Origin of the sequence: Mycoplasmopsis bovirhinis (assembly GCF_900660515.1) — a bacterium.
GTDB classification, from domain to species: Bacteria; Bacillota_I; Bacilli_A; order Mycoplasmatales; family Metamycoplasmataceae; genus Mycoplasmopsis; species Mycoplasmopsis bovirhinis.
Genome location: NZ_LR214972.1, coordinates 791,725 through 812,198, shown reverse-complemented (window position 1 = coordinate 812,198; position 20,474 = coordinate 791,725). Strand labels below are relative to the sequence as shown.

Genomic DNA, 20,474 nt, shown 5'->3' with positions numbered 1-20,474 from the left:
TATGTATCAAAAAATTACCTTGGCTGACAAAGTCATCCAAGATGCAATTAATAGTGAACTAAAACGTCAAGAAGATCATGTTGAATTAATAGCTTCAGAAAACTTCGTTTCTGAAGATGTCTTAAAAGCTCAGGGAAGTATTTTAACAAATAAATATGGTGAAGGATATCCAAATGCAAGATATTATGGTGGGTGTGAAAATGTTGATATTATTGAGCAAACTGCTATAAACAGGCTTAAAGAACTCTTTGGAGTTGAATATGCTAATGTACAACCATATTCTGGCTCAACAGCTAATGCAGCAGCAATTGCTGCAGTAGTTCCTAGTGGTGGCAAGATAATGGGATTATCTTTAAATTGCGGTGGACATTTAACCCATGGTTATAAAATTAGCTTTAGCGGAATTTTTTATGATTCAATTTCATATGATTTAAATCCAGAAGGATTTTTAGATTATGATGCAATTGAAAGATTAGCTATGCAAGAAAAACCAGATCTAATTATTTGTGGTTATTCAGCATATTCAAGAACTATTGATTTCAAAAGATTTAAAGAAATTGCAGACAAAGTAGGAGCAAAATTAATGGCTGATATAGCACATATCGCTGGTTTAATTGTAGCAGGTGTGCACCCTTCACCAGTAGGTTATGCTGATATTATTACCTCTACGACTCATAAAACCTTACGTGGTGGTCGTGGGGGGATAATTATGACTAATGATCCAGAAATTGCTAAAAAAGTTAACCGTTGGGTATTTCCAGGTTATCAAGGAGGTCCATTATTTCATGCAATTGCCGGAAAAGCAGTGTCTTTTTATGAAGCATTGCAACCTCAATTTAAAACGTATGCACAAAACATTGTTAAAAATACCCAAACCATGGCTCAAAAATTTAAATACCTTGGTGCTAAAATCATCAGTGGTGGCAGTGATAACCACTTATTTATGATAGATGTTTTTGAAACATATGGTATTAATGGTCTGCAAGCTGAAACATTATTACACAAATTAAATATTACTTTAAATAAAAATTCAATTCCATTTGATAAACTTAACCCTCGTTTAGGAAGCGGAATTAGAATTGGTACTGCTGCCATGACAAGTAGAGATTTTAAATATTGAGAAGAATTAGCAAGTATTATTCATAACGTTTTATCAAAATATGAATATTTTAATTCCGAAACAAATGAAGCATTAAAAGAACTTAAAAGTTATAAATCACAAGTTCTTGAATATCTTAAGGAAGCTCCAATCAAAAAATCTTATTTATAAATTTATATACTTTAAAAGCAACATTCAACTTATTGAATGTTGCTTTTTTTGAATTCTATATTCTCTATAATCAAACTTAATTCTAATACTTTTAAAAATTCCTATGGAAAATATATGGAAATAATTATTTATAATAAATATATACTTATTAAGTATAAATAACTTAAATTAATATGTTTTTACTATTCATACCCTTCTTTTTAATCTTAACCAATCAAAACATAATTACAAGTATTCAACTTTTCGCATATATATATATATATATTACAATTAACACAAGGATATGTCATTTAAACAAGATATTTTACCTTAATAACATTACCCCTGTTTAAGTATAATAATCAAATTAATAGTCATTTATCTTATTGTTATTAATATAAATAAATATATTGTTGTAAATTAACATATCCTTACATAAATATCTATTTTTTATAATAAATTAAACAATAAGAAGGACAAAAATGAAATTACGTAAATTCATATTAATATCAACAAATATATTAACAATCTCGACACTTGCAGCTGTAAGTTGCACTAGTGAACAAGATCCTAAACCAACCCCTCCGGTCCAAAGTGATCCAGGAAATGGTAATCAAAACCAAGGAAGTAGTGAAAATACTGGTAATAATAAGAGGCAAAACCCAGGGGATCAAACTCCACCATCAAACGACACTGGAAATAGTGGATCTAATACTCAAACACCTCCGTCAGATAGCCTAGGTAATGGATCAAGTCAAGATCCAAATAAAGGCGAAAAACCTGGAGATAATTCATCTGATAACCAAAACACAGGTAATGGAAATAATAACCATCAAACTCCACCAAATAATTCTGATAATGGGGATAATCAAAAACCAATAAATAGTAATCCTGCGGATCAAACTCCACTTGATGAAAGCAATTCAACAGGTGGAAACCCAAATTCTTCAGATCAAGATCAAAATAAAAATGGAGATCCAGAAAAAGGCAAAGTACAACCTGATCGGCCAGGAGGACCAGATTTTAGTGGAACAAATGAAACAGGTGGGGATCCTAATACTAAAGTAGAATTACCTCAAAATAAAAGTGGTGAAAAAGTAGAGGAAGAAAGAAATGACTCTATAGTAATACGTACAGATGAACCCGGTGGCACAGGTGAAGCTGGTAAAGATGGTTCAGGATCAGAAGATGCTGGCACAGGTGAAGCTGGCAAAGATGGTTCAGGATCAGAAGATGCTGGCACAGGTGAAGCTGGTAAAGATGGTTCAGGATCAGAAGATGCTGGCACAGGTGAAGCTGGTAAAGATGGTTCAGGATCAGAAGATGCTGGCACAGGTGAAGCTGGTAAAGATGGTTCAGGATCAGAAGATGCTGGCACAGGTGAAGCTGGCAAAGATGGTTCAGGATCAGAAGATGCTGGCACAGGTGAAGCTGGTAAAGATGGTTCAGGATCAGAAGATGCTGGCACAGGTGAAGCTGGCAAAGATGGTTCAGGATCAGAAGATGCTGGCACAGGTGAAGCTGGTAAAGATGGTTCAGGATCAGAAGATGCTGGCACAGGTGAAGCTGGTAAAGATGGTTCAGGATCAGAAGATGCTGGCACAGGTGAAGCTGGTAAAGATGGTTCAGGATCAGAAGATGCTGGCACAGGTGAAGCTGGCAAAGATGGTTCAGGATCAGAAGATGCTGGCACAGGTGAAGCTGGTAAAGATGGTTCAGGATCAGAAGATGCTGGCACAGGTGAAGCTGGTAAAGATGGTTCAGGATCAGAAGATGCTGGCACAGGTGAAGCTGGTAAAGATGGTTCAGGATCAGAAGATGCTGGCACAGGTGAAGCTGGCAAAGATGGTTCAGGATCAGAAGATGCTGGCACAGGTGAAGCTGGTAAAGATGGTTCAGGATCAGAAGATGCTGGCACAGGTGAAGCTGGCAAAGATGGTTCAGGATCAGAAGATGCTGGCACAGGTGAAGCTGGTAAAGATGGTTCAGGATCAGAAGATGCTGGCACAGGTGAAGCTGGTAAAGATGGTTCAGGATCAGAAGATGCTGGCACAGGTGAAGCTGGCAAAGATGGTTCAGGATCAGAAGATGCTGGCACAGGTGAAGCTGGTAAAGATGGTTCAGGATCAGAAGATGCTGGCACAGGTGAAGCTGGCAAAGATGGTTCAGGATCAGAAGATGCTGGCACAGGTGAAGCTGGTAAAGATGGTTCAGGATCAGAAGATGCTGGCACAGGTGAAGCTGGTAAAGATGGTTCAGGATCAGAAGATGCTGGCACAGGTGAAGCTGGTAAAGATGGTTCAGGATCAGAAGATGCTGGCACAGGTGAAGCTGGCAAAGATGGTTCAGGATCAGAAGATGCTGGCACAGGTGAAGCTGGTAAAGATGGTTCAGGATCAGAAGATGCTGGCACAGGTGAAGCTGGTAAAGATGGTTCAGGATCAGAAGATGCTGGCACAGGTGAAGCTGGCAAAGATGGTTCAGGATCAGAACAAAAAAGTTAACATGAAAATGTTAACTTTTTTTACCATTCCTTAATACCAACGAAAAAATTTGATTCTATTTAACAAATATCACCAAAAACAAAAAAATACAAAGGAAAAATATAAAGCTATAATTAATAAAAAATAAAAGTATTATAATTCAGGTATGGATGACTTATTACTGACAAAGAAAGGGGAAGCCATAAAAAGCAAGTGGTAAACCTAACAAAAACAGAGAACCAAATTGAGATATCTTTGATCATTATTATAATGATCAAAACAATCGAAATATTTATGCAACTGATGTTTCATATAAAAGCACCAATAAACGTGTTAGAATCACACGTTTATTGGTCTACAATTTTGACTCAAAAAACTAAGCAAATTGTCGGATTTAAATTACCACAAAGTAATAATCTCGAACTAGTTATGAATAATTTAAATTCATTAAAACATTGTAAACCCAAAATTTTTATTATTCACTCAGATCATGGCTTTCAATATACACATCCGAGATATATTAATGAAGTTCAAAATCTAGGTGGGATTATTTTGCTATCTATTGTCGGGAATTCAAGAAATCAAATATTGTTTTGGAATCATTAAAACTTAAATTATTAAATGATTTAGATTATTCAAAAATAACATTCAATGAACTAAATGATATGATACAAGAATATATAGTTTGTATAATAATGATCGAATTCAACCGAACTTAAACTGAAAATGGCACAGGAATTTGCTATGACGTTATAGTTGATTAAAATGTTAAATTTTCTTCTCCCAGTTGATATTAAAGCTTGTTTTTAAATAATTAAGTATAAAAAATAACATTCAGGAAACTGAATGTTATGTAATATTACTTAGCCACCATACTTGCAACATCAGCTGCAAAGTTTGATTGAACTTTTTCAATCCCTTCTCCAACTTCAAATCTTGCAACTTCAACTAGTTTATCACCGTGGTTAGCTAAATATTTTTCAACTGATAAAGAATCTTCCATGACAAAAGCTTGTTTTTCTAAAACAAATTCTGATAATTGTTTAGCTAACCAACCTTCTTTAATTTTTTCTTGTATTGAAGCAGGTTTTGAATCAAAACCAGCAGGTTTTTCAAAGCTTGCTTTTAAAGCTTCAAAACGTTCGCTTGGAATTTGTGAAACTAATGAAAATTCTGGGTTCATTGCTGAAACGTGCATAGCAACGTTTTTAGCTGCTTCAACATTTTTTCCAGCTACTTTAACAACAGAAGCAACTTGTGAATTAGCGTGAACGTAAACTCCTAAAACTTCATCTTCATTTGCTTCAAGAGCTAAAACACGTCGAAGCGAAATTTTTTCCCCGATAACTGAAGTAGCTTCAATTAGGGCATTTTCAATGCTAACACCACTTTCTAACTCTAACTTGTAAACTTCTTCTAAAGAAGCAGCGTTGCTAGTTAAAAATCTTTGTGCGACTTTAGATAATAATTCAACAAATTTTTGATTTTTAGCTGAAAAATCTGTCTCAGAGTTAATTTCAACTAAAACTGCACGTTTTTCATTACCAAGAGCAACAACTGCTCCCTCTGCAGCAACACGTCCGGCTTTTTTAGCTGCTTTAACAATCCCATTTTCTCTTAATCAGTTAATAGCATCTTCAATATCGTCATTAGATGCTTCTAAAGCTTTTTTACAATCAATTAATGAAGAGTTTGTTCTTGCTCTTAATTCTTTGATTAATTCCATTTTGTTTGCACTCATCTTAACTCCTCTTAATTAATCTTTTTTAGTTGATTTAACTTCAACTTTACCATTTTCTTCAGTTTTTGGTAATGCTGTTTCTGGAAAAACAACTTTTTCATCATTTTGGTATGCAAATTGACTACGTCCACCTCGTGAAGCAACGATTGCATCAGCAATAACTGTCATAAATACTTGGATAAATTTAGCTGAATCATCGTTTCCTGGTACACCTAAATCAACGTTATCAGGATTAGAGTTAGAGTCTAAAATAGCAATAACTTTTAATCCTTTTTTTCTTGCTTCCTTAATTGCAATTTCGTCTTCATTAGGATCAGCTACTATCATAACTTGTGGTAGACGTCTCATTTTACTCATAGCACGAATACCATTCAAATTTTTGTGTAATTTTTCTAATTGTTTGGTTTTTTCTAAAGCTTCTTTTTTAGTGTAACCCTTAAAATTGCTTGCAGCTTTAGCTTCTAATTGTTCCATAGTATTAACGCTGCGCATAATTGTTGCATTGTTAGTTAATGTTCCACCTAATCATCTTTCAGTAACAAATAATGAATTTGTTCTTTCAGCCGCAGCTTTGACAGCTTCACGAGCCTGTTTTTTAGTTCCAACAAAAATGAACTCAGTTCCTTTTGCTGCAAGGTTATTTACAAGTTTGTAAGCATATTCAAGGTGGTTTTGAGTTTTATAAACGTCAATAATGTGCACACCTTTAAATCTTTTGTTAGGAACTAAATATTCCTTCATTTTTGGATTTCAAGCATATGTTTTATGCCCAAAGTATGACCCAGATTCAAGAAGTTTTTCTCTTGAAATAATTGGATTTCTGTCTATTCTAGGTCTTGAGTCTTTTTCGACTCTAGCTTGTTGTGTTTCGTTTGTTTTCATATAAAAATGTTCCTTTTAGTTTGTTTTTGCTAAACAATATTTCGAGCACCTAGCACCTATTTGATCAAGGCACACCCAAGTGAATCCATATTGTTGTTTCTGTAATAAAAATTAAAATTGTGGTGTTATAAAAACACTTTTTATTTTACCACTTTATCCTTAAATTAAAAATTTTTTTTAAGAAATTTAAATAATAAAAATCACTTATTAAAGTGATTTTTATTATTTAAAGAAAAGGTGGCGGTGCGGGTAAATATAATCAAAAGCTGCATATAAACTTAATCCTAAAGCAATTAAAGTTGGGATATTGAATAATAAAACAGCTCAATAAACGTTATTAAAAATTCATGGAGCTGATAAATAAGCAACAGAAACAAATACAATTGCAAAGCTTAAAACCATAGTTTTTAATTTACCATAAAAACTAGCAGCAATATTGATATTATGTTTATTTAAGACAACTCTCGTACCATCAACAACTAAATCACGAATAATAAAAATTACTGTGATTCAAAATGGAATAATATTATAAAATGATAAAAAGATTAAAACAGAAGTGGTAATTACTTTATCAGCTAGTGGGTCTCATAATTTGCCAAATGAACTTATAGCATTTCATTTACGAGCTAAATAACCATCAACATAATCTGTAGCCATAGCAATTATAAATATTATTAAAGTAAAAGCAACAATTCCTACATCATAAGAATATTCTCCTTTATAAATCCACATAAATGGAAATAAAATTAATAAAGGAACTATTAAGATCATTCTTAAAATTGTTAAATAATTAGGTATATTTTCTTTTTTAATGTTTTTTAAATTAGAAAAAGTATTATTAAATTTAGTTTTAATTACATTTAAATTAAGCTTGGCTTTCATTTCCATCACTCCTATCAAAATCTTTATTTAAATTACTTAAATATCTTGTTTTAATTTCATTAATTAAAATTTCATTAGCTCTTAAATCTGTTAATTCACTACTAATTACTTCTTTAGCTCTTTGGTAAGCTTCAGGTAATAAATCATTAAAATACTTAATTGAAGATTGTGATAATTTTTTATCTCATAAATTTGAGTTTAAATCTCTAAGTACTTTTAAATTAGCGATGAAAGTTTCATACTTTTGTGAACTAACAATATAATTTTTAAACTCGTATTCTTCTAAAATATCACTAATAGTTTGAGCAGCAGCATAGTTTAAATGCGACATTTTATATTTTCCAACACTTACTACAAAATTACTATGCTCTAATGTATTTAATTTAATTAGCTCATTAATTTTTACAGTTACTTCGTGATAGTAAATTGCTGCATTTTTATCAAGTTGCATTGCTGCTTCTTTAGTTTTTTTAGCATTAATTTTTTCTTTTATATATGAATATAAAATATAGGCAAGTAGCAGTAGTATTAAGATACCTAAAATAACTCAAATAATAATTGAGGAATCAGTACCAAATACACTACTAGTTGAGTTTGTATTTGAATTCTTATTATTCATAATTCTCCTATTTTCTAGGTTATTAATTTATATATTAATAATTTTAATATATTTTTAAAAGGATAGTTTAATCTTTTTAAATTAATCTTTAACACTTTTAAATAAAATAAAATTTATTTTTAAATTTAAATTAGTTTGAATTAGCTAATTTTAGTAAAATAAGTTGATTAAAGTTATAAAGCTTAGTAAATAACTTTAAGCATAAATTTAAATTTATTTACTTTTCAAAGCCAATTTTCATTTATATTCCTTAACAACTTGGCATTGTTCTTTAATTTGCTCTTCTATTTCTTGTATTGATGGAATGATTTTTTGCGAATTTTCGTGGTTATAATCTATAAAAATACTAAATAAAAGTTCAGTTAATAACTTTTTGTCAACCACAGTTTTAGATTCAGGTTTAAAATATTGCACTAAACCACCTTCAGAAAGCCGCTCATAAATTTCAATTTCGGTATCTTTAACTAACTCTTGCATTAGTTTTTTAAGTTCTTTTGCTTCTTTAGTTAAGCGTAAATAATCTTCAGCTAGCAATTTTAATTGTTCAATATCAGCTATTTTTTTCATTTTGTTTCCTTAATTAAAATATGTTAAATTTAAATTTGTTAAAGTTTTAAAATTTTGCAGCTCGAGCACAATATTTTTATTAGATACAATAGGAGTTTTATCAAAAAGACCAGCTCGCCAAGCAATATATAAAACTAAAATATTTAGACCAAAGAAAATTAGTGTTGATAAAGCATCACTCAGTGTTGTTAAAATTGGAGCTGACATTACGGCTGGATCTTTTTTAAATCTAATGGCAACAAGCGGAATAATTGTTCCTAAAAACTTGGCAAAAATAACAACAAATCAAAGTGATAATGAACTTGCTAAAATAATAAATGAAAGTGAAATTCAATCACTCTTACCATCATGGAAAGCGTCGTTTCGAAAGGTTGGAATTGCATAATAAATATATAAGCGAATTAAATTAATTGCAAACATAATTCCACCAATAATTGTTCCTACTAATAGTTCTTTAGCAATTACTTTTTTATATTGCGAATTATGAAATTCTCCAAGCGCTGCAGCCCTTGTTACAGTGGTCGTGGATTGTGAACCAGCATTACCTGCTGAACCGCTAATAATTGGGATTAACGAAACAATTACAGCAGTTGAAACAGTAATACCAAATTGATTAATACTCTCTTCGCTAATATTTGTAAATTTTTGAATAATGTATTGTGAAAGTGTTGCAGAAAGCATTAAGATAATTAACCATAAAACTCTTGATTTAACAATTGTTTTAATGGTGGTTTTTAAGTAATTTTCTTCTGATACTTCAGAGCTAATCCCAACCATTTTATACATATCTTCAGTAGCTTCTTCATGAATAACATCAATAATAGCATCAGAAGAAATCATCCCAATTAAACGATTATCCAGTGATACAACTGGTAAAGAAGAGCGGTCATTATCACTAAAAACTTTAGCAGCTTGTTCTTTGTCATCCGTTGGATAAACAGCAGTAACAGGATTAAGTCAATTGTCTAATAAATCACCTTCTGCATTAAAAATAATTTCTTCTAAAGTAATGTCTCCTAAAAGTTTACCATCATGATCAACAATATAAAAATTATGTCCCATTGTCATATTATTATGGTAATCTTTTTTAATTTTAGTTAAAGCTTCTTTGCCAGTTCAAGAATTTTTTAGAATTGAAATATCAACTTGCATAATGCTGCCCACTTGATTATCTTTATAAAGCAAGATTTGGTTAATAATATCACGTTTTTCTTTTGGCGTTTGCGAAAGTACTTTACGCATAATATTAACTGGTAATTCTTCCAAAATATCAACTAGTTCAGCTGTTTCAAGTTCTTGCAGAACTTTTTTACCTAATTCATCACTAAATAAAGTAACAAGCCTAGTTTTAATCTCATCTTCTAAATAACTAAAAATTTCAGCTGCTTCAGTTGTTCTTAAAACTCTTAGTAAATAAAGTCTCTCTTCATCATTTAAAGCTTCATCACCCATTACTAAAGCAAAGTTAGGATAAGTAATTTCCTCTTGTAATTCCCTAATTTCTCTGACTTTTTTAGTTTCAATTAATTTTTTTATTTCTTCAACTAATAATTCATGGTTAATTTTGTTAATAATTTTGTCCATAATTAACCTTTAAGAATCTTGATTAGTTCTTCTTGGAATTGATCAAGGCGCACAGATAAAATAATGTTTTTTCTTAGTAATCTTATTAAACCTGTTTGTTCTGAAACTAAAATTGTTACTGCATCAGTTTGTTCACTAATTCCAATTGCAGCTCGGTGTCTAGAACCATAAGAAGCAGGAACAGATTTATCAGTTATTTTATAAAATGTTGAAGCATAGTAAATTTTGTTTTTACGAATAATTACAGCTCCATCATGTAATGGAGAATTTTTATTAAAAATTGAGATTAAAAGACCGCTAGAAATATTGGCATCTAAAATTATTCCATCAGTACGGTAGTTATCTAACACATCATTATTTTCTATAGTAATAATTGCACCAATTTTATATTTAGATAAATATTCCACTGATTCACGTAATTGGTTTATAAGCCTAATTTGAGAGCTTTGGCCAATTTTATCGTAAGAGCTTTTAAAAACTATATTTTTAAGAAAATAATTAAAAGCAGGTTTAAGTAAAATAACTAAAGAAATAAGTCCAATAACTAATAATAAACTTAAAATAACAATAATAGCTATTTGCATCTTACTTCCTAATTACTATTACCAATGAAATAAGCACCTACTAGCAAACTTATCACAATAATAATAATTACAATACTTCAAATAATATTGCGAAAAAGCTCTTGCTTTGCAATTGGTAATTTTTCTTGAGTTTTTTTAATTTGATTTGTTAAAAGTTCTTGCTCAGCTTTTTTGCGAGCATATTCAATTTCAGCAATACGTAATTTAATAAAGTCAAGTTTTGGTTTATTATCTTTCATTTTATACCTCATCATCCTCGTCTATTTCATAATCAGAATCAACCACGCTTAATGAAAGCTCTTCTAATTCTTTTAATTTTTGAGCTATTAATTTAGTTTTATGGGTTTTAGGTTTTTTGTCACTTTCGTATTTTTCTACTTTTTCACTTTTAGTATTACCAAATTTAATTGGCTTAGCTAATAAATCTGGATCCGCTGGATCATTAGTAAATAAAATAGTTGGCACAATAACTGGGTTACGACGTTTTTCCTTATGTAATAGTGCACTAATTCGTTCAATAATTAGTTTTTCTAAGTCTTCAACTGTTCAGTTTGGATTATTTTTAATATGATAAAGTATAGCTCCATGAGAAATTCTCTTACATTCTTCAATTAAAGCTTTAGAAGTTTTAACAAAGAATGTCCCTTTTGTTAAAACTTGTGGACGACCAATAATTTGGTTAGCTTCTTTATTAAGTAAAAAAACTAAACTCATAAAACCTGAGTCTTTGAGTTGGGCTCGCTCTTTAATAATTTTACCGGAAAAATTTAAAACCGTATTTCCATCAATATATATAGGTCCAAAATCAATAAGTTCTTGTGAAGCTTTGATATTTTGATTAAGCATCTCATAAACTACACCTTTTTGGATTATAATTACATTTTTAGGATTAACTCCATTTTCAATTGCGCTTTGGCCATGAGCTAGGCTCATCCTAAATTCACCGTGATATGGTAAAAAATATTTAGGTTTAGTTAACTGAAAAATTTTATCATGTTCAGATTTATATGCATGTCCCGAAGTATGTAAATATCCATCAACACCATTTTCTTTAATAATAGCGCCTAATTTATAGAGTCTATTAATTAACAATTCAATAACCATACGGTTTCCGGGAATTGGACTTGATGAAAAGATGATCATATCACCTTTAGTTATTTTAATTGTAGCATGTTTTCCATAACTCATTCTTGATAAAGCGGCAAGTTGTTCTCCTTGTGAGCCAGTAGTTAAAATTACTAAATCTGAATCTTTATAATTTTGTGCTGCTTTTTTATCGATTAAAACATTATCAGCAACATTAATATAACCTAGTTTTTTACCAATCTTAATTCCTTGAATCATTGAATGACCAAATGTAATAACTTTTTTACCGAGTTTTTGCGCTAATTCAATAATTACTTTAATTCTGGTTAAATTTGATGCAAAAGCAGTAATAATAATTTTCTTCTTAGCATCTTTCATGTGCCTTTCAATATCAGTTAAAATATCACTTTCAGAAGGTGAGTGATCTGGGCGCATTGCATTAGTTGAATCAGATAACAAGGCTGTCAAGCCTTGTTTTCCAATTTCATCTAAACGAGCAAAATCAGTATAGTTACCAATTGGAGTATAATCAAACCTAAAATCACCAGTACACATAATACTTCCATTTGGAGTAGTAATCCTTACACCAAATGAATCTGGAATTGAATGTTGCGAAGTTCAAAAATCAACTTTGCAATCACCGTTAAAATGATAAACATCATCTTTTTGAATTTCAATAAATTCAATTTTAGATTTAATATTATGTTCATCAAATTTTAATTTTAAATATTGAATAGCTATTCTCGGTGCAAAGATTTTGTTTAACTTTGTTTGTTTAACTAAGTAAACAACACCGCCAATATGATCCTCATGACCGTGGGTAATAAATAAACCTTCAATAATTTTATTGGGTAAATTTAAATAGTCATAGTTAGGAATTATTCCTTTAATTCCTGTATTATAAGTATCAGCAAATTTAATTCCTGAATCAATAATAAAAATATGATTATCATGTTCAACTAATAAAGTTGATTTACCAATTTCTTGTACCCCGCCAAGCGGGATAATTCGAGTGGGAAGGCTAGCTTTTTTCTTCATATTTTTCCTCCTTATAGTTAATTTTAAAATTATTAAATGAAACAAACAAAACACAAAGTATTAAATATGATTACTTTGTTTATAATATTTTATATTATAACACTATATATGTAAAAATACCAATCTTTATAAAAAAACCTTCAAATAATTTTGAAGGTAGTTTAACATGAGGTATCTCGATGTCGGCTCTTTACTATTATATCATAAAATTTTAAAATAAACTAATCAAATATATTTAGGCTTTTGCCTAAATATATTTGAATAAATTAATTATTAAATTTGAGATATTTAAAACTATAATCAGCTAAGTTTTGTAATTTTTCAGTGATTATAAAATGAACTGTTGCAATTCCGCTAATTACTGGGGATACTGGTTCGCTTTCTTCATATGTTTTTATTTCTTTAAATTTATATTCAATGTTTATTTTTTTATCATTAACATTAAATTTATTAATTCAATATCCTGATCCTTTAACTACTTTATTAGGGGTTCCTGTTCTATAACTTAAACCATTAATAATTAAAATAGACTGACTGGTAAAATTAACATTTTTAAAGTTGTTTTCTAAGTATTTATATTCTTGTGGTAAGTCAGATGATGAATTAACAATCTTAAAGATATTTTGTTTGTTAATTTTAATATTTTTATCTTGTCATTTACTTCCGATACATGATTGTAATTCTAAACGTTTATCGTTTAAATCTTTTTTTGTTTCATCAAAGGTATTTTTTAGTTGCTGATTTACACTATCTAATTCATCAAAAAGAGCTTTATTTTCATTTTTAAATGCATCATCAAATGAATTATCATCAGAGAGCACATACCACATAATGATCATATGCTAAATAAACTGGTAGTAGCACTAGGTAAATTATTTGGATTATGAATTCTTAGAGTACGATACCCGTTTTCAGTTCTTGACTCAGAATAATATGAATTGCGTGTTTTAGGTGATCAACAAGATAAAGCAATTATAGGTAATGCAAAAGTTGTAGATAATGCTAATAAATAAAAAGGTTTTTTAAATTTGTTAGTAATTTTCATCTATGCTCTAGTAAATCTTAAAATATTTAAAATTAAATATTGTATTTTAACAATACCATTATAATTTTACCACAATAATGTTCGTAAATTTGCTTTTTCTTGACAAGCAAGGTTTTTATATAAAATACGTATTTTTAAGAAAAATCTATAGTATAATTTATTACCATTAGTTAAAGATAACTTTTTTAAATTTCATTTAAAAACTAGAATAACACTTAAGGTTATTCTAGTTTTTTCTATATAAAATAAGTTATGATAAAAAAGATTGAGAACAAAAAAAAGAAAATTAAGATGTGAAAATAATAAATAAGATTATCAATTTCTGGTTTAGCTTGTTTCGCTAAGTTTCTCTCTGTTATTTTTTGACGGTATATTTTTTTTTCTTCAAAAGACATATAGCGCATTTTTCGTTCTTCTTTAAAACTTCCTACACTTGTTTTTGAATCTTTAAAAGGTTTAGTAAGTGATTTTCAAAAATTCTTTTTGATAATCAAAATTACTAGTAGAATTGAGCTAGTAACAATAGCAGCAAGAGCTAATAAATTTAAAAATTGTTTTGTATTATAACTTTTTTTTAAAATAAGGTCAATTATGATTATACTTAAAAAGATAATTAATGCAAAAGCTAAAATTAAATAAAAATCTTTTTTAACTATTTCTTGTTTAAATCTAAATCAAAGCTTTTTAATCATGTTGTGATTTAGGTTTTGTTCATTTAACAAATTGGTCTTTTGTTGCATAAACAAAGTGATCATTATTATCACTTAATGACATATTAGTTGGAATATTTGGATATTGTTGTTCTTTAAGATATTCAAGTTCAAATTTAACATCTTTAAATTTCTCATTCGCATTAGAAACTTTTGGAATTGCATTAAATAATTTAATAGTATATGGATGAATTGGGTTTTGGTAAATTTCATTGGTATCCCCTGATTCAACAATTTTACCAAAATGCATAATTTGAACTCGATCCGCAATATATTCAATCATTGATAAATCATGGGCAATGAAAACCATTCCAATATTTTTTTCAAAACATAAATCTTTTAACAAGTTAACAATTTGTGCTTGAATTGAAATATCAAGTGATGCAATTGGTTCGTCAGCTACAATTACTTTAGGATCAGAAATCAAAGCCCTTGCAATAACAATTCTTTGACGTTGTCCCCCAGAAAATTCATGAGGATAACGATAGGCAAATTGTTTTAATAAACCAACATCTTCTAAACTTTTATAAATAGTTATCTTAGTAAATAAACTTTTAAGTTTAGCTAAACTAAATGGTTTATTTACAAATCTAATAACTTTTTGCAAGTGTTTATGTTGTTTATTTAACCATAAATCAAATTTAGATACTCCAAGCAAAACATAAGTATTATTTAAATCTTTATTTAAATATTTTAATTCTATATCAAATGAATCAATACCTGAGCGCTTATCTTGCACATTAGTATCATAAACTTTTAAATCAATTTTAGCTTGTTTGAGTTTTTGAGTTAATTTAGCTAAAGCTTCTTTATTAGAATTTTTAGCTTCTCTAATTTTTGTTTCTAAAACTTTAATACGACTGCTTTTATAAAACTCTTTGAATTTTTTATGTGTTAAATTAAATAATTCATTATTAGCTTTTGAAGCTGTTTTGAGTTTTTGTCAAATTGTAGTTTCTTTTTCGATTTCATTCTTTAAATTATTAATTCTAGTTTGAAATTCTAAAACATATTTGCTAACTTCTTGGTGATGAATTTCCTTTGCAGCTTCAAAATTCTCTTTGGCTTTATTTAATTCAATAGTATTTTGAGCTGGTTTTACAAAAAATTCTTTAAATTGTAATTTTAGATACTTAATAAAGTTTTTAAATTGATTATTTAACTGAGTTTTATAAGTTTTTTTTCTTCCGTTCGAAATATTTGTATACTTACTAAAATCAAATTGATATTCTTGTTTAATAATTTTAACTAGTTCTTGTTTATATGATTTCAGTGAATTAAAATCATATAAATTAAGATTTAATTTTTGTTCAAAAATTGGTAATGATAAATCTTCTAATGATTTAATTAACTCTTGTAATTCATTAAAAGTTAAATAAGTAAGATTCTTTTGGTTTTTACTTAATATATTTTGAACTTTTTTATTAAGTAAGTGCAATTTTAATTTATAAGCATGTAAATCTAAATCATAACTATTATATGCTTCATTTCAATTTAACCGTGCTTCATTTTTTAATTCAGCTAAAATGTTTTTAACTGAGTTTTTAGAACCTGAATATTCTTCTCATCAATTTGAAAGAGCTAATTTAAAGTTTTTAAAAGTGCTTTGTCTATTAGTTTTATATTCATAATAAGCTTTAGTTTTTTTGCTTAATTTTAATTGCTCAGTGTATTTAGCTAAAGCTTCATAGTAAGCTGATTCGTCAAAATCAATTTGATTGGCATCTAATTTAGCTTTAGATTCATGGTATAAAGAAATCAGCAAATCAGTATTAGAATATAAGTTATTAATAATTTTAGAATTATTTTTATTTTTTTCTTCTAAGAAAGAGAAATAGGAATTAAATTTATCATCATAAGAAGTTTCATCATTACTAAAATTATTCACCTCAGTTAGAATTTTATTTCATTTTTCACTAAAAGGTTTTGTTAAAGAATTAGTGATTTGGAGATTTTCAAGTTTTAATTTTAAAACTGCTTCTAAAAATGAATAATGGAAATTTTCTTTAACTCTAAATCAATTTTGATCTAAGTCCTTAATTTTATTTTTAATTATTTTGTTAACAACTAAAGGTTCTTTTAAAATTGAGAAAATTGTATGTTGTCCGTTAAGAGCAGCCATTGGGTCTTGGAAAATCATTTGAATATTTTTACGCATAAACTTACGTGTTTTACGTGAAATTCTTTTTCCAGAAATGAGTTGACCATCAAGGCGCACAAAGCCGTTAAAATCATCATATAATCTTAAAAGTGAGCGACCAATTGTTGTTTTACCTGAACCAGATTCACCTATTAAACCAACTATTTCACCTTCTTTAACGTCAAATGACACATCATCTACAGCTTTGTTAACATTACCCTTGTTAACAAAGAATTTTTTTAAATTAAAAATTTCTAAAATAGCTTTTTGTTTATTCATTATCTTTAAAAACCTTTCTAAAACTCTCAAGACGTGCTTTTAATTCAGGCGATAATTGCACTTTTGGTGCCTCTGGGTGTAATAATCAAGTAGCTGCAGCATGGGTATTAGAAATTTCAAACAACGGAGGTTCTTTAACAAAATCAACTTCCAAAGCATAATCATTTCTTGGGGCAAATGCATCACCAAGAGGTAAATTATTCATATCTGGTGGAGTCCCCTTGATTGAATAAAGTCTATCTTCTTTATTTTCTGGAATTGCTGAAATCAAAGCTCAAGTATAAGGGTGTTTAGGATTAGTAAAAATATCTTTTTTTAAACCTCTTTCAACAATTTTACCTGCATACATAACATAAATATAGTCACAAAACTTAGCAACAACCGAAATATTGTGACTAATTAAAATAATTGAAATATTCATATTTTCCCTTATTTCATCAAATAAGGCTAAAATTGAAGCTTGGACTGTAGGATCAAGTGCCGTTGTTGGCTCGTCGGCAATAATTAAGCTAGGTTTTAAAGCAACAACCATAGTAATAACTACACGCTGTTTCATTCCTCCACTAAGAGTATGAGGGTACATCTCAAAAACTTCTTCAGCACCCCTAATTCCAAATTTATCTAAAAGCCCAACTAAATACTTACGTTTTTCATTGTAAGTTTTATTTTTTCATTCTTGGTTTTTATTTAGAGCATCTAAAAGTTGTTTTCCAATTTTTCTTGTTGGATTTAAGGAAGTAAGAGGATCTTGGGGAATATACCCAATTTTATGACCTCTAATTTTTTGCCAAAAAGTGTCTTTTTTAGATTTTAATAAATCAACACCATCAATATTCATTACATCAGCAGTTATTAATGAATTTTCATTAATATTTAAAAATGATTTTGAAGTAACAGATTTACCAGAACCAGATTCACCAACTATACCAACAATTTGACCCTTAGAAATCTCTAAATCAACACCACGAACAATATTTATATACTTATTACGCTTAAGTTTAAAACTTACTTTAAGGTTTTTAACTGTTAATAAAACATCTCTCATTTAAATATCCTCCTATTTTGATTTAATAACTTTAGGGTCTAAGGCATCATGCACTCCTAAAGCAATAAAGTGTAATGAAACTGAAATTGAAAGTAAGATTAATGAAGGTAATAATAAGGTTCAAATATTCGTTGCAGCTTCAGCTGGAGCTGAAGAAATAATTTTTCCTAAGTTAGCATTATCTGATTGGAAAAATCCTAAGAAAGCAAGTGATGAAATTGAAAGAATAATTGAAGGAATTGAAGCAACATAGTTGGTTGCTATTTTTCCAATAATTGCAGGAAGTGCATGTTTATAAATTAATCTTGCTTTTGAAGCACCAACTGATTGCGAAGCTGTAATAAATTCTGAATCTTTGACTGTTATAATAAATAATCTTGTTCTTCCAACAGAACCAACTCAACCAACAAAGATCAGTGCAATTCCTAAAGTTAAATCTGTTGTGCCAAATAAAGTGGCAAATAATAATAATCAAATTAATGTTGGAGGAGCTGAAAAGATATCAATTAAACGCATGATAATTGTATCAGCAGGTTTTCCTACATGGAATCCTAAATATGAACCAATTGCAACTCCAATAATTGTTTGAAGCGTTGCAACTATTAAAGCCAGTCTAATTGCTCTTCAAGTACCTATTCAGCTTTGGGTTCAAATATCAATTCCTGCACTGTTGGTTCCTAAATACGTATTAAGTTTTATATGTGGATTAGCAGCTAAAATTTCTTGATAGTATTTAGCTGCTTCTGAATAAGTAATATTAGGGTTAATGCCTGAATTTCTTAAAACAATATGCACACTATCTACTTCATATCACTTATAAAAATCAATGTAATGCACAATTGAATTACCACTAAGATCATTAGTAAAATACTCTGGCTTATTAAATTCAAACCATAAATATCCACCATAATAATCTTGTTTTTGCCAAACTAAAGCGTTTTCTGTGAAATAAGCATCACTGAAAACAAGGTTAGAATTGATTTTACCTTGTCAAATTGCTGGTAGTGACTTAACAAATGATGAGCCAGTGTTAGTTTTTTCTCCTGCTTTGGCACCAATTAAATTTAATTGAGTGGTTTGATCAACTGAAATATCAGCACTATAATTTGAATAAGCTGTTACGACAATTGAAGTAATAAAAACAGCTAAAAAGATAAAAAGAAATAAAACTGAAGGTCAGCTTTTAAAAAATCTTTTTATTATTTCAATTGTTAATTTTTTTGGTTTTCCAGCAACATTAATAAAGTTGTTATTTTTAGGAGCAAAAGCAAAAGGACTTGAAATATTATCTATTTTTAACTTATATTTTTGGTTAAATTCTTTACTTGTCATATAATGCTCCTTGTAATTGTTTTTGTTTCTGAAAATCCTTATTACGTTGCAAGGTTCTAGCTAAAATTTGCAAGTAACTAAAGCCTGCTTTTGAAGAATATTTAATCCGAGGATCTAAAATTGTATATGAAATATCTACAACAATTGTTGTCATAACTCCTAAAAAAGTGAAAAAGACAGTATTAAACATAATAATGTTGATTTCACCTTGCGGGAATGATTGAGCAATAATTTCACTGGTTCCAGGAATATTTCAATATCTTTCAATTACTATTCCGCCAGTTAAAAGTCCAATATATGAAGGAATCAAGATTGCTGCTAGTGGAATAGAGATATTTCTTAATACATATTTAAAGAAGATTTCAGATTGTTTTAAGCCTTTTGAGCGAGCAATTAAAACATAATTAGAAGTTAGAACCGTAATTACTTGATTTCGTGTATAAGTAATATATCCAGAAAGCGAACCAAGGACCACAATTAAAATTGGTGGAATCCAAGAAACAATAATTTGTGTTGTACTAAATACTTGTGAACTTTGCTCTGAATAAGGGTTAATAAAAGTAGGTGTCACATTCACTCTTAATAAAATTGAAATTAAAATTGGGGCAATAATAAATGAAGGAAGTGCAATAAAGAATAATGAAAAAACGTTTATTCCTGCATCAAACATTGTTCCCCGTTTATACCCTGCAACTGTCCCAAGGATAATTCCTAAAATTGCACTAATAAAAAAGGCTGGCACAGTAACAATCACAGAAAATCTTAGATATTTAAAGAATAATTCTGAAATAGATGAAGTTTGAGTTTGTTGAAATAACGATTCGTTAAATGGTGTTCCAAATGGGTTTTGTTTGTTAGTGAAAATATCACTAAGTCAATACCCAAAACGAATTAAAGGATTTAAACGGTATGTAAGTCATACATTTTTAAATTCTTGATATCTATTTGCTCAACTTGCTGGCAGAAAATGATATTTAACAGAATCATTAAAATATTTTTCATATAATTGGTCTGTTGCATCACTGCTTACGCCTGCACCAGTAGTTCCTCCAAGTGCTCTTTGGGCAAATGGATTAGTTGAAAATTGTGCAGTTAAAACATAAACAACAAATACGATAATTAGCAAAGTTAAAATTGCAAATCCAATCCGTTGCAAAATATATTTTAGCATCGGTATTTCCTTTCTATCATAAAACAATAAGCAATTA

The 20,474-nt window shown here is 29.2% G+C and carries 17 protein-coding genes; 2 read left to right on the top strand and 15 right to left on the bottom strand.

Translation table 4 applies throughout. The features are described from left to right. Position 1: 1 nt before the first annotated feature. A complete protein-coding gene (gene glyA / locus EXC44_RS03395) occupies positions 2 to 1,270 on the top strand; it encodes a serine hydroxymethyltransferase (protein WP_129621835.1) in 1,269 nt (422 codons plus the stop codon). 461 nt (positions 1,271 to 1,731) lie between these two features. Next, the gene (locus EXC44_RS03390; protein WP_129621834.1) at positions 1,732 to 3,753 is read left to right on the top strand and encodes a hypothetical protein; all 2,022 of its coding nucleotides are present in this window, start codon (positions 1,732 to 1,734) and stop codon (positions 3,751 to 3,753) included. Between the two features lie 838 nt (positions 3,754 to 4,591). On the opposite strand, the gene tsf is transcribed toward EXC44_RS03390, so the two are convergent. From tsf to EXC44_RS03315, 15 genes are all read right to left on the bottom strand, one after another. Continuing rightward, the gene (gene tsf / locus EXC44_RS03385) at positions 4,592 to 5,473 is read right to left on the bottom strand and encodes a translation elongation factor Ts (RefSeq protein WP_129621833.1); all 882 of its coding nucleotides are present in this window, start codon (positions 5,471 to 5,473) and stop codon (positions 4,592 to 4,594) included. Positions 5,474 to 5,488: 15 nt separating this feature from the next. Continuing rightward, entirely contained in the window at positions 5,489 to 6,355 is an 867-nt protein-coding gene (rpsB, locus tag EXC44_RS03380) for a 30S ribosomal protein S2 (RefSeq protein WP_129621832.1), read from the bottom strand. Between the two features lie 222 nt (positions 6,356 to 6,577). Next, on the bottom strand, positions 6,578 to 7,237 hold the full coding sequence (gene pgsA, locus EXC44_RS03375; RefSeq protein ID WP_120161623.1) for a CDP-diacylglycerol--glycerol-3-phosphate 3-phosphatidyltransferase: 660 nt from the start codon (positions 7,235 to 7,237) through the stop codon (positions 6,578 to 6,580). Then, on the bottom strand, positions 7,221 to 7,856 hold the full coding sequence (locus tag EXC44_RS03370; RefSeq protein WP_129621831.1) for an MHJ_0274 family protein: 636 nt from the start codon (positions 7,854 to 7,856) through the stop codon (positions 7,221 to 7,223). Before EXC44_RS03370 ends, pgsA begins: the two co-directional genes overlap by 17 nt. Before the next feature lie 213 nt (positions 7,857 to 8,069). Further along, the gene (locus EXC44_RS03365) at positions 8,070 to 8,423 is read right to left on the bottom strand and encodes a hypothetical protein (RefSeq protein WP_129621830.1); all 354 of its coding nucleotides are present in this window, start codon (positions 8,421 to 8,423) and stop codon (positions 8,070 to 8,072) included. Between the two features lie 9 nt (positions 8,424 to 8,432). Continuing rightward, positions 8,433 to 10,007: a magnesium transporter gene (gene mgtE, locus EXC44_RS03360; RefSeq protein WP_120161627.1), complete on the bottom strand. Its 1,575-nt coding sequence runs from the start codon at positions 10,005 to 10,007 to the stop codon at positions 8,433 to 8,435. A 2-nt stretch (positions 10,008 to 10,009) separates the two neighbouring features. After that, positions 10,010 to 10,591, bottom strand: coding sequence for a diadenylate cyclase (locus EXC44_RS03355; RefSeq protein WP_223213429.1), 582 nt, complete (start codon positions 10,589 to 10,591; stop codon positions 10,010 to 10,012). Positions 10,592 to 10,599: 8 nt separating this feature from the next. Next, on the bottom strand, positions 10,600 to 10,830 hold the full coding sequence (locus EXC44_RS03350; protein WP_120160239.1) for a hypothetical protein: 231 nt from the start codon (positions 10,828 to 10,830) through the stop codon (positions 10,600 to 10,602). 1 nt (position 10,831) lies between these two features. Further along, positions 10,832 to 12,715: a ribonuclease J gene (locus tag EXC44_RS03345; protein WP_129621829.1), complete on the bottom strand. Its 1,884-nt coding sequence runs from the start codon at positions 12,713 to 12,715 to the stop codon at positions 10,832 to 10,834. 266 nt (positions 12,716 to 12,981) lie between these two features. Next, on the bottom strand, positions 12,982 to 13,545 hold the full coding sequence (locus EXC44_RS03340) for a hypothetical protein (protein WP_129621828.1): 564 nt from the start codon (positions 13,543 to 13,545) through the stop codon (positions 12,982 to 12,984). 451 nt (positions 13,546 to 13,996) lie between these two features. Continuing rightward, the gene (locus EXC44_RS03335) at positions 13,997 to 14,452 is read right to left on the bottom strand and encodes a hypothetical protein (RefSeq protein WP_129621827.1); all 456 of its coding nucleotides are present in this window, start codon (positions 14,450 to 14,452) and stop codon (positions 13,997 to 13,999) included. Continuing rightward, positions 14,445 to 16,889 carry an ATP-binding cassette domain-containing protein gene (locus tag EXC44_RS04065; protein ID WP_129621826.1) on the bottom strand — a complete coding sequence of 815 codons (2,445 nt, stop codon included), beginning with the start codon at positions 16,887 to 16,889 and terminating at the stop codon, positions 14,445 to 14,447. The genes EXC44_RS03335 and EXC44_RS04065 overlap by 8 nt, the downstream gene beginning before the upstream one ends. Next, the gene (locus EXC44_RS03325; protein WP_120160243.1) at positions 16,882 to 17,934 is read right to left on the bottom strand and encodes an ABC transporter ATP-binding protein; all 1,053 of its coding nucleotides are present in this window, start codon (positions 17,932 to 17,934) and stop codon (positions 16,882 to 16,884) included. Before EXC44_RS03325 ends, EXC44_RS04065 begins: the two co-directional genes overlap by 8 nt. 12 nt (positions 17,935 to 17,946) lie before the next feature. Continuing rightward, positions 17,947 to 19,266: an ABC transporter permease gene (locus EXC44_RS03320; RefSeq protein WP_129621825.1), complete on the bottom strand. Its 1,320-nt coding sequence runs from the start codon at positions 19,264 to 19,266 to the stop codon at positions 17,947 to 17,949. Further along, on the bottom strand, positions 19,256 to 20,437 hold the full coding sequence (locus EXC44_RS03315) for an ABC transporter permease (RefSeq protein WP_120160245.1): 1,182 nt from the start codon (positions 20,435 to 20,437) through the stop codon (positions 19,256 to 19,258). Before EXC44_RS03315 ends, EXC44_RS03320 begins: the two co-directional genes overlap by 11 nt. Positions 20,438 to 20,474: the final 37 nt, after the last annotated feature.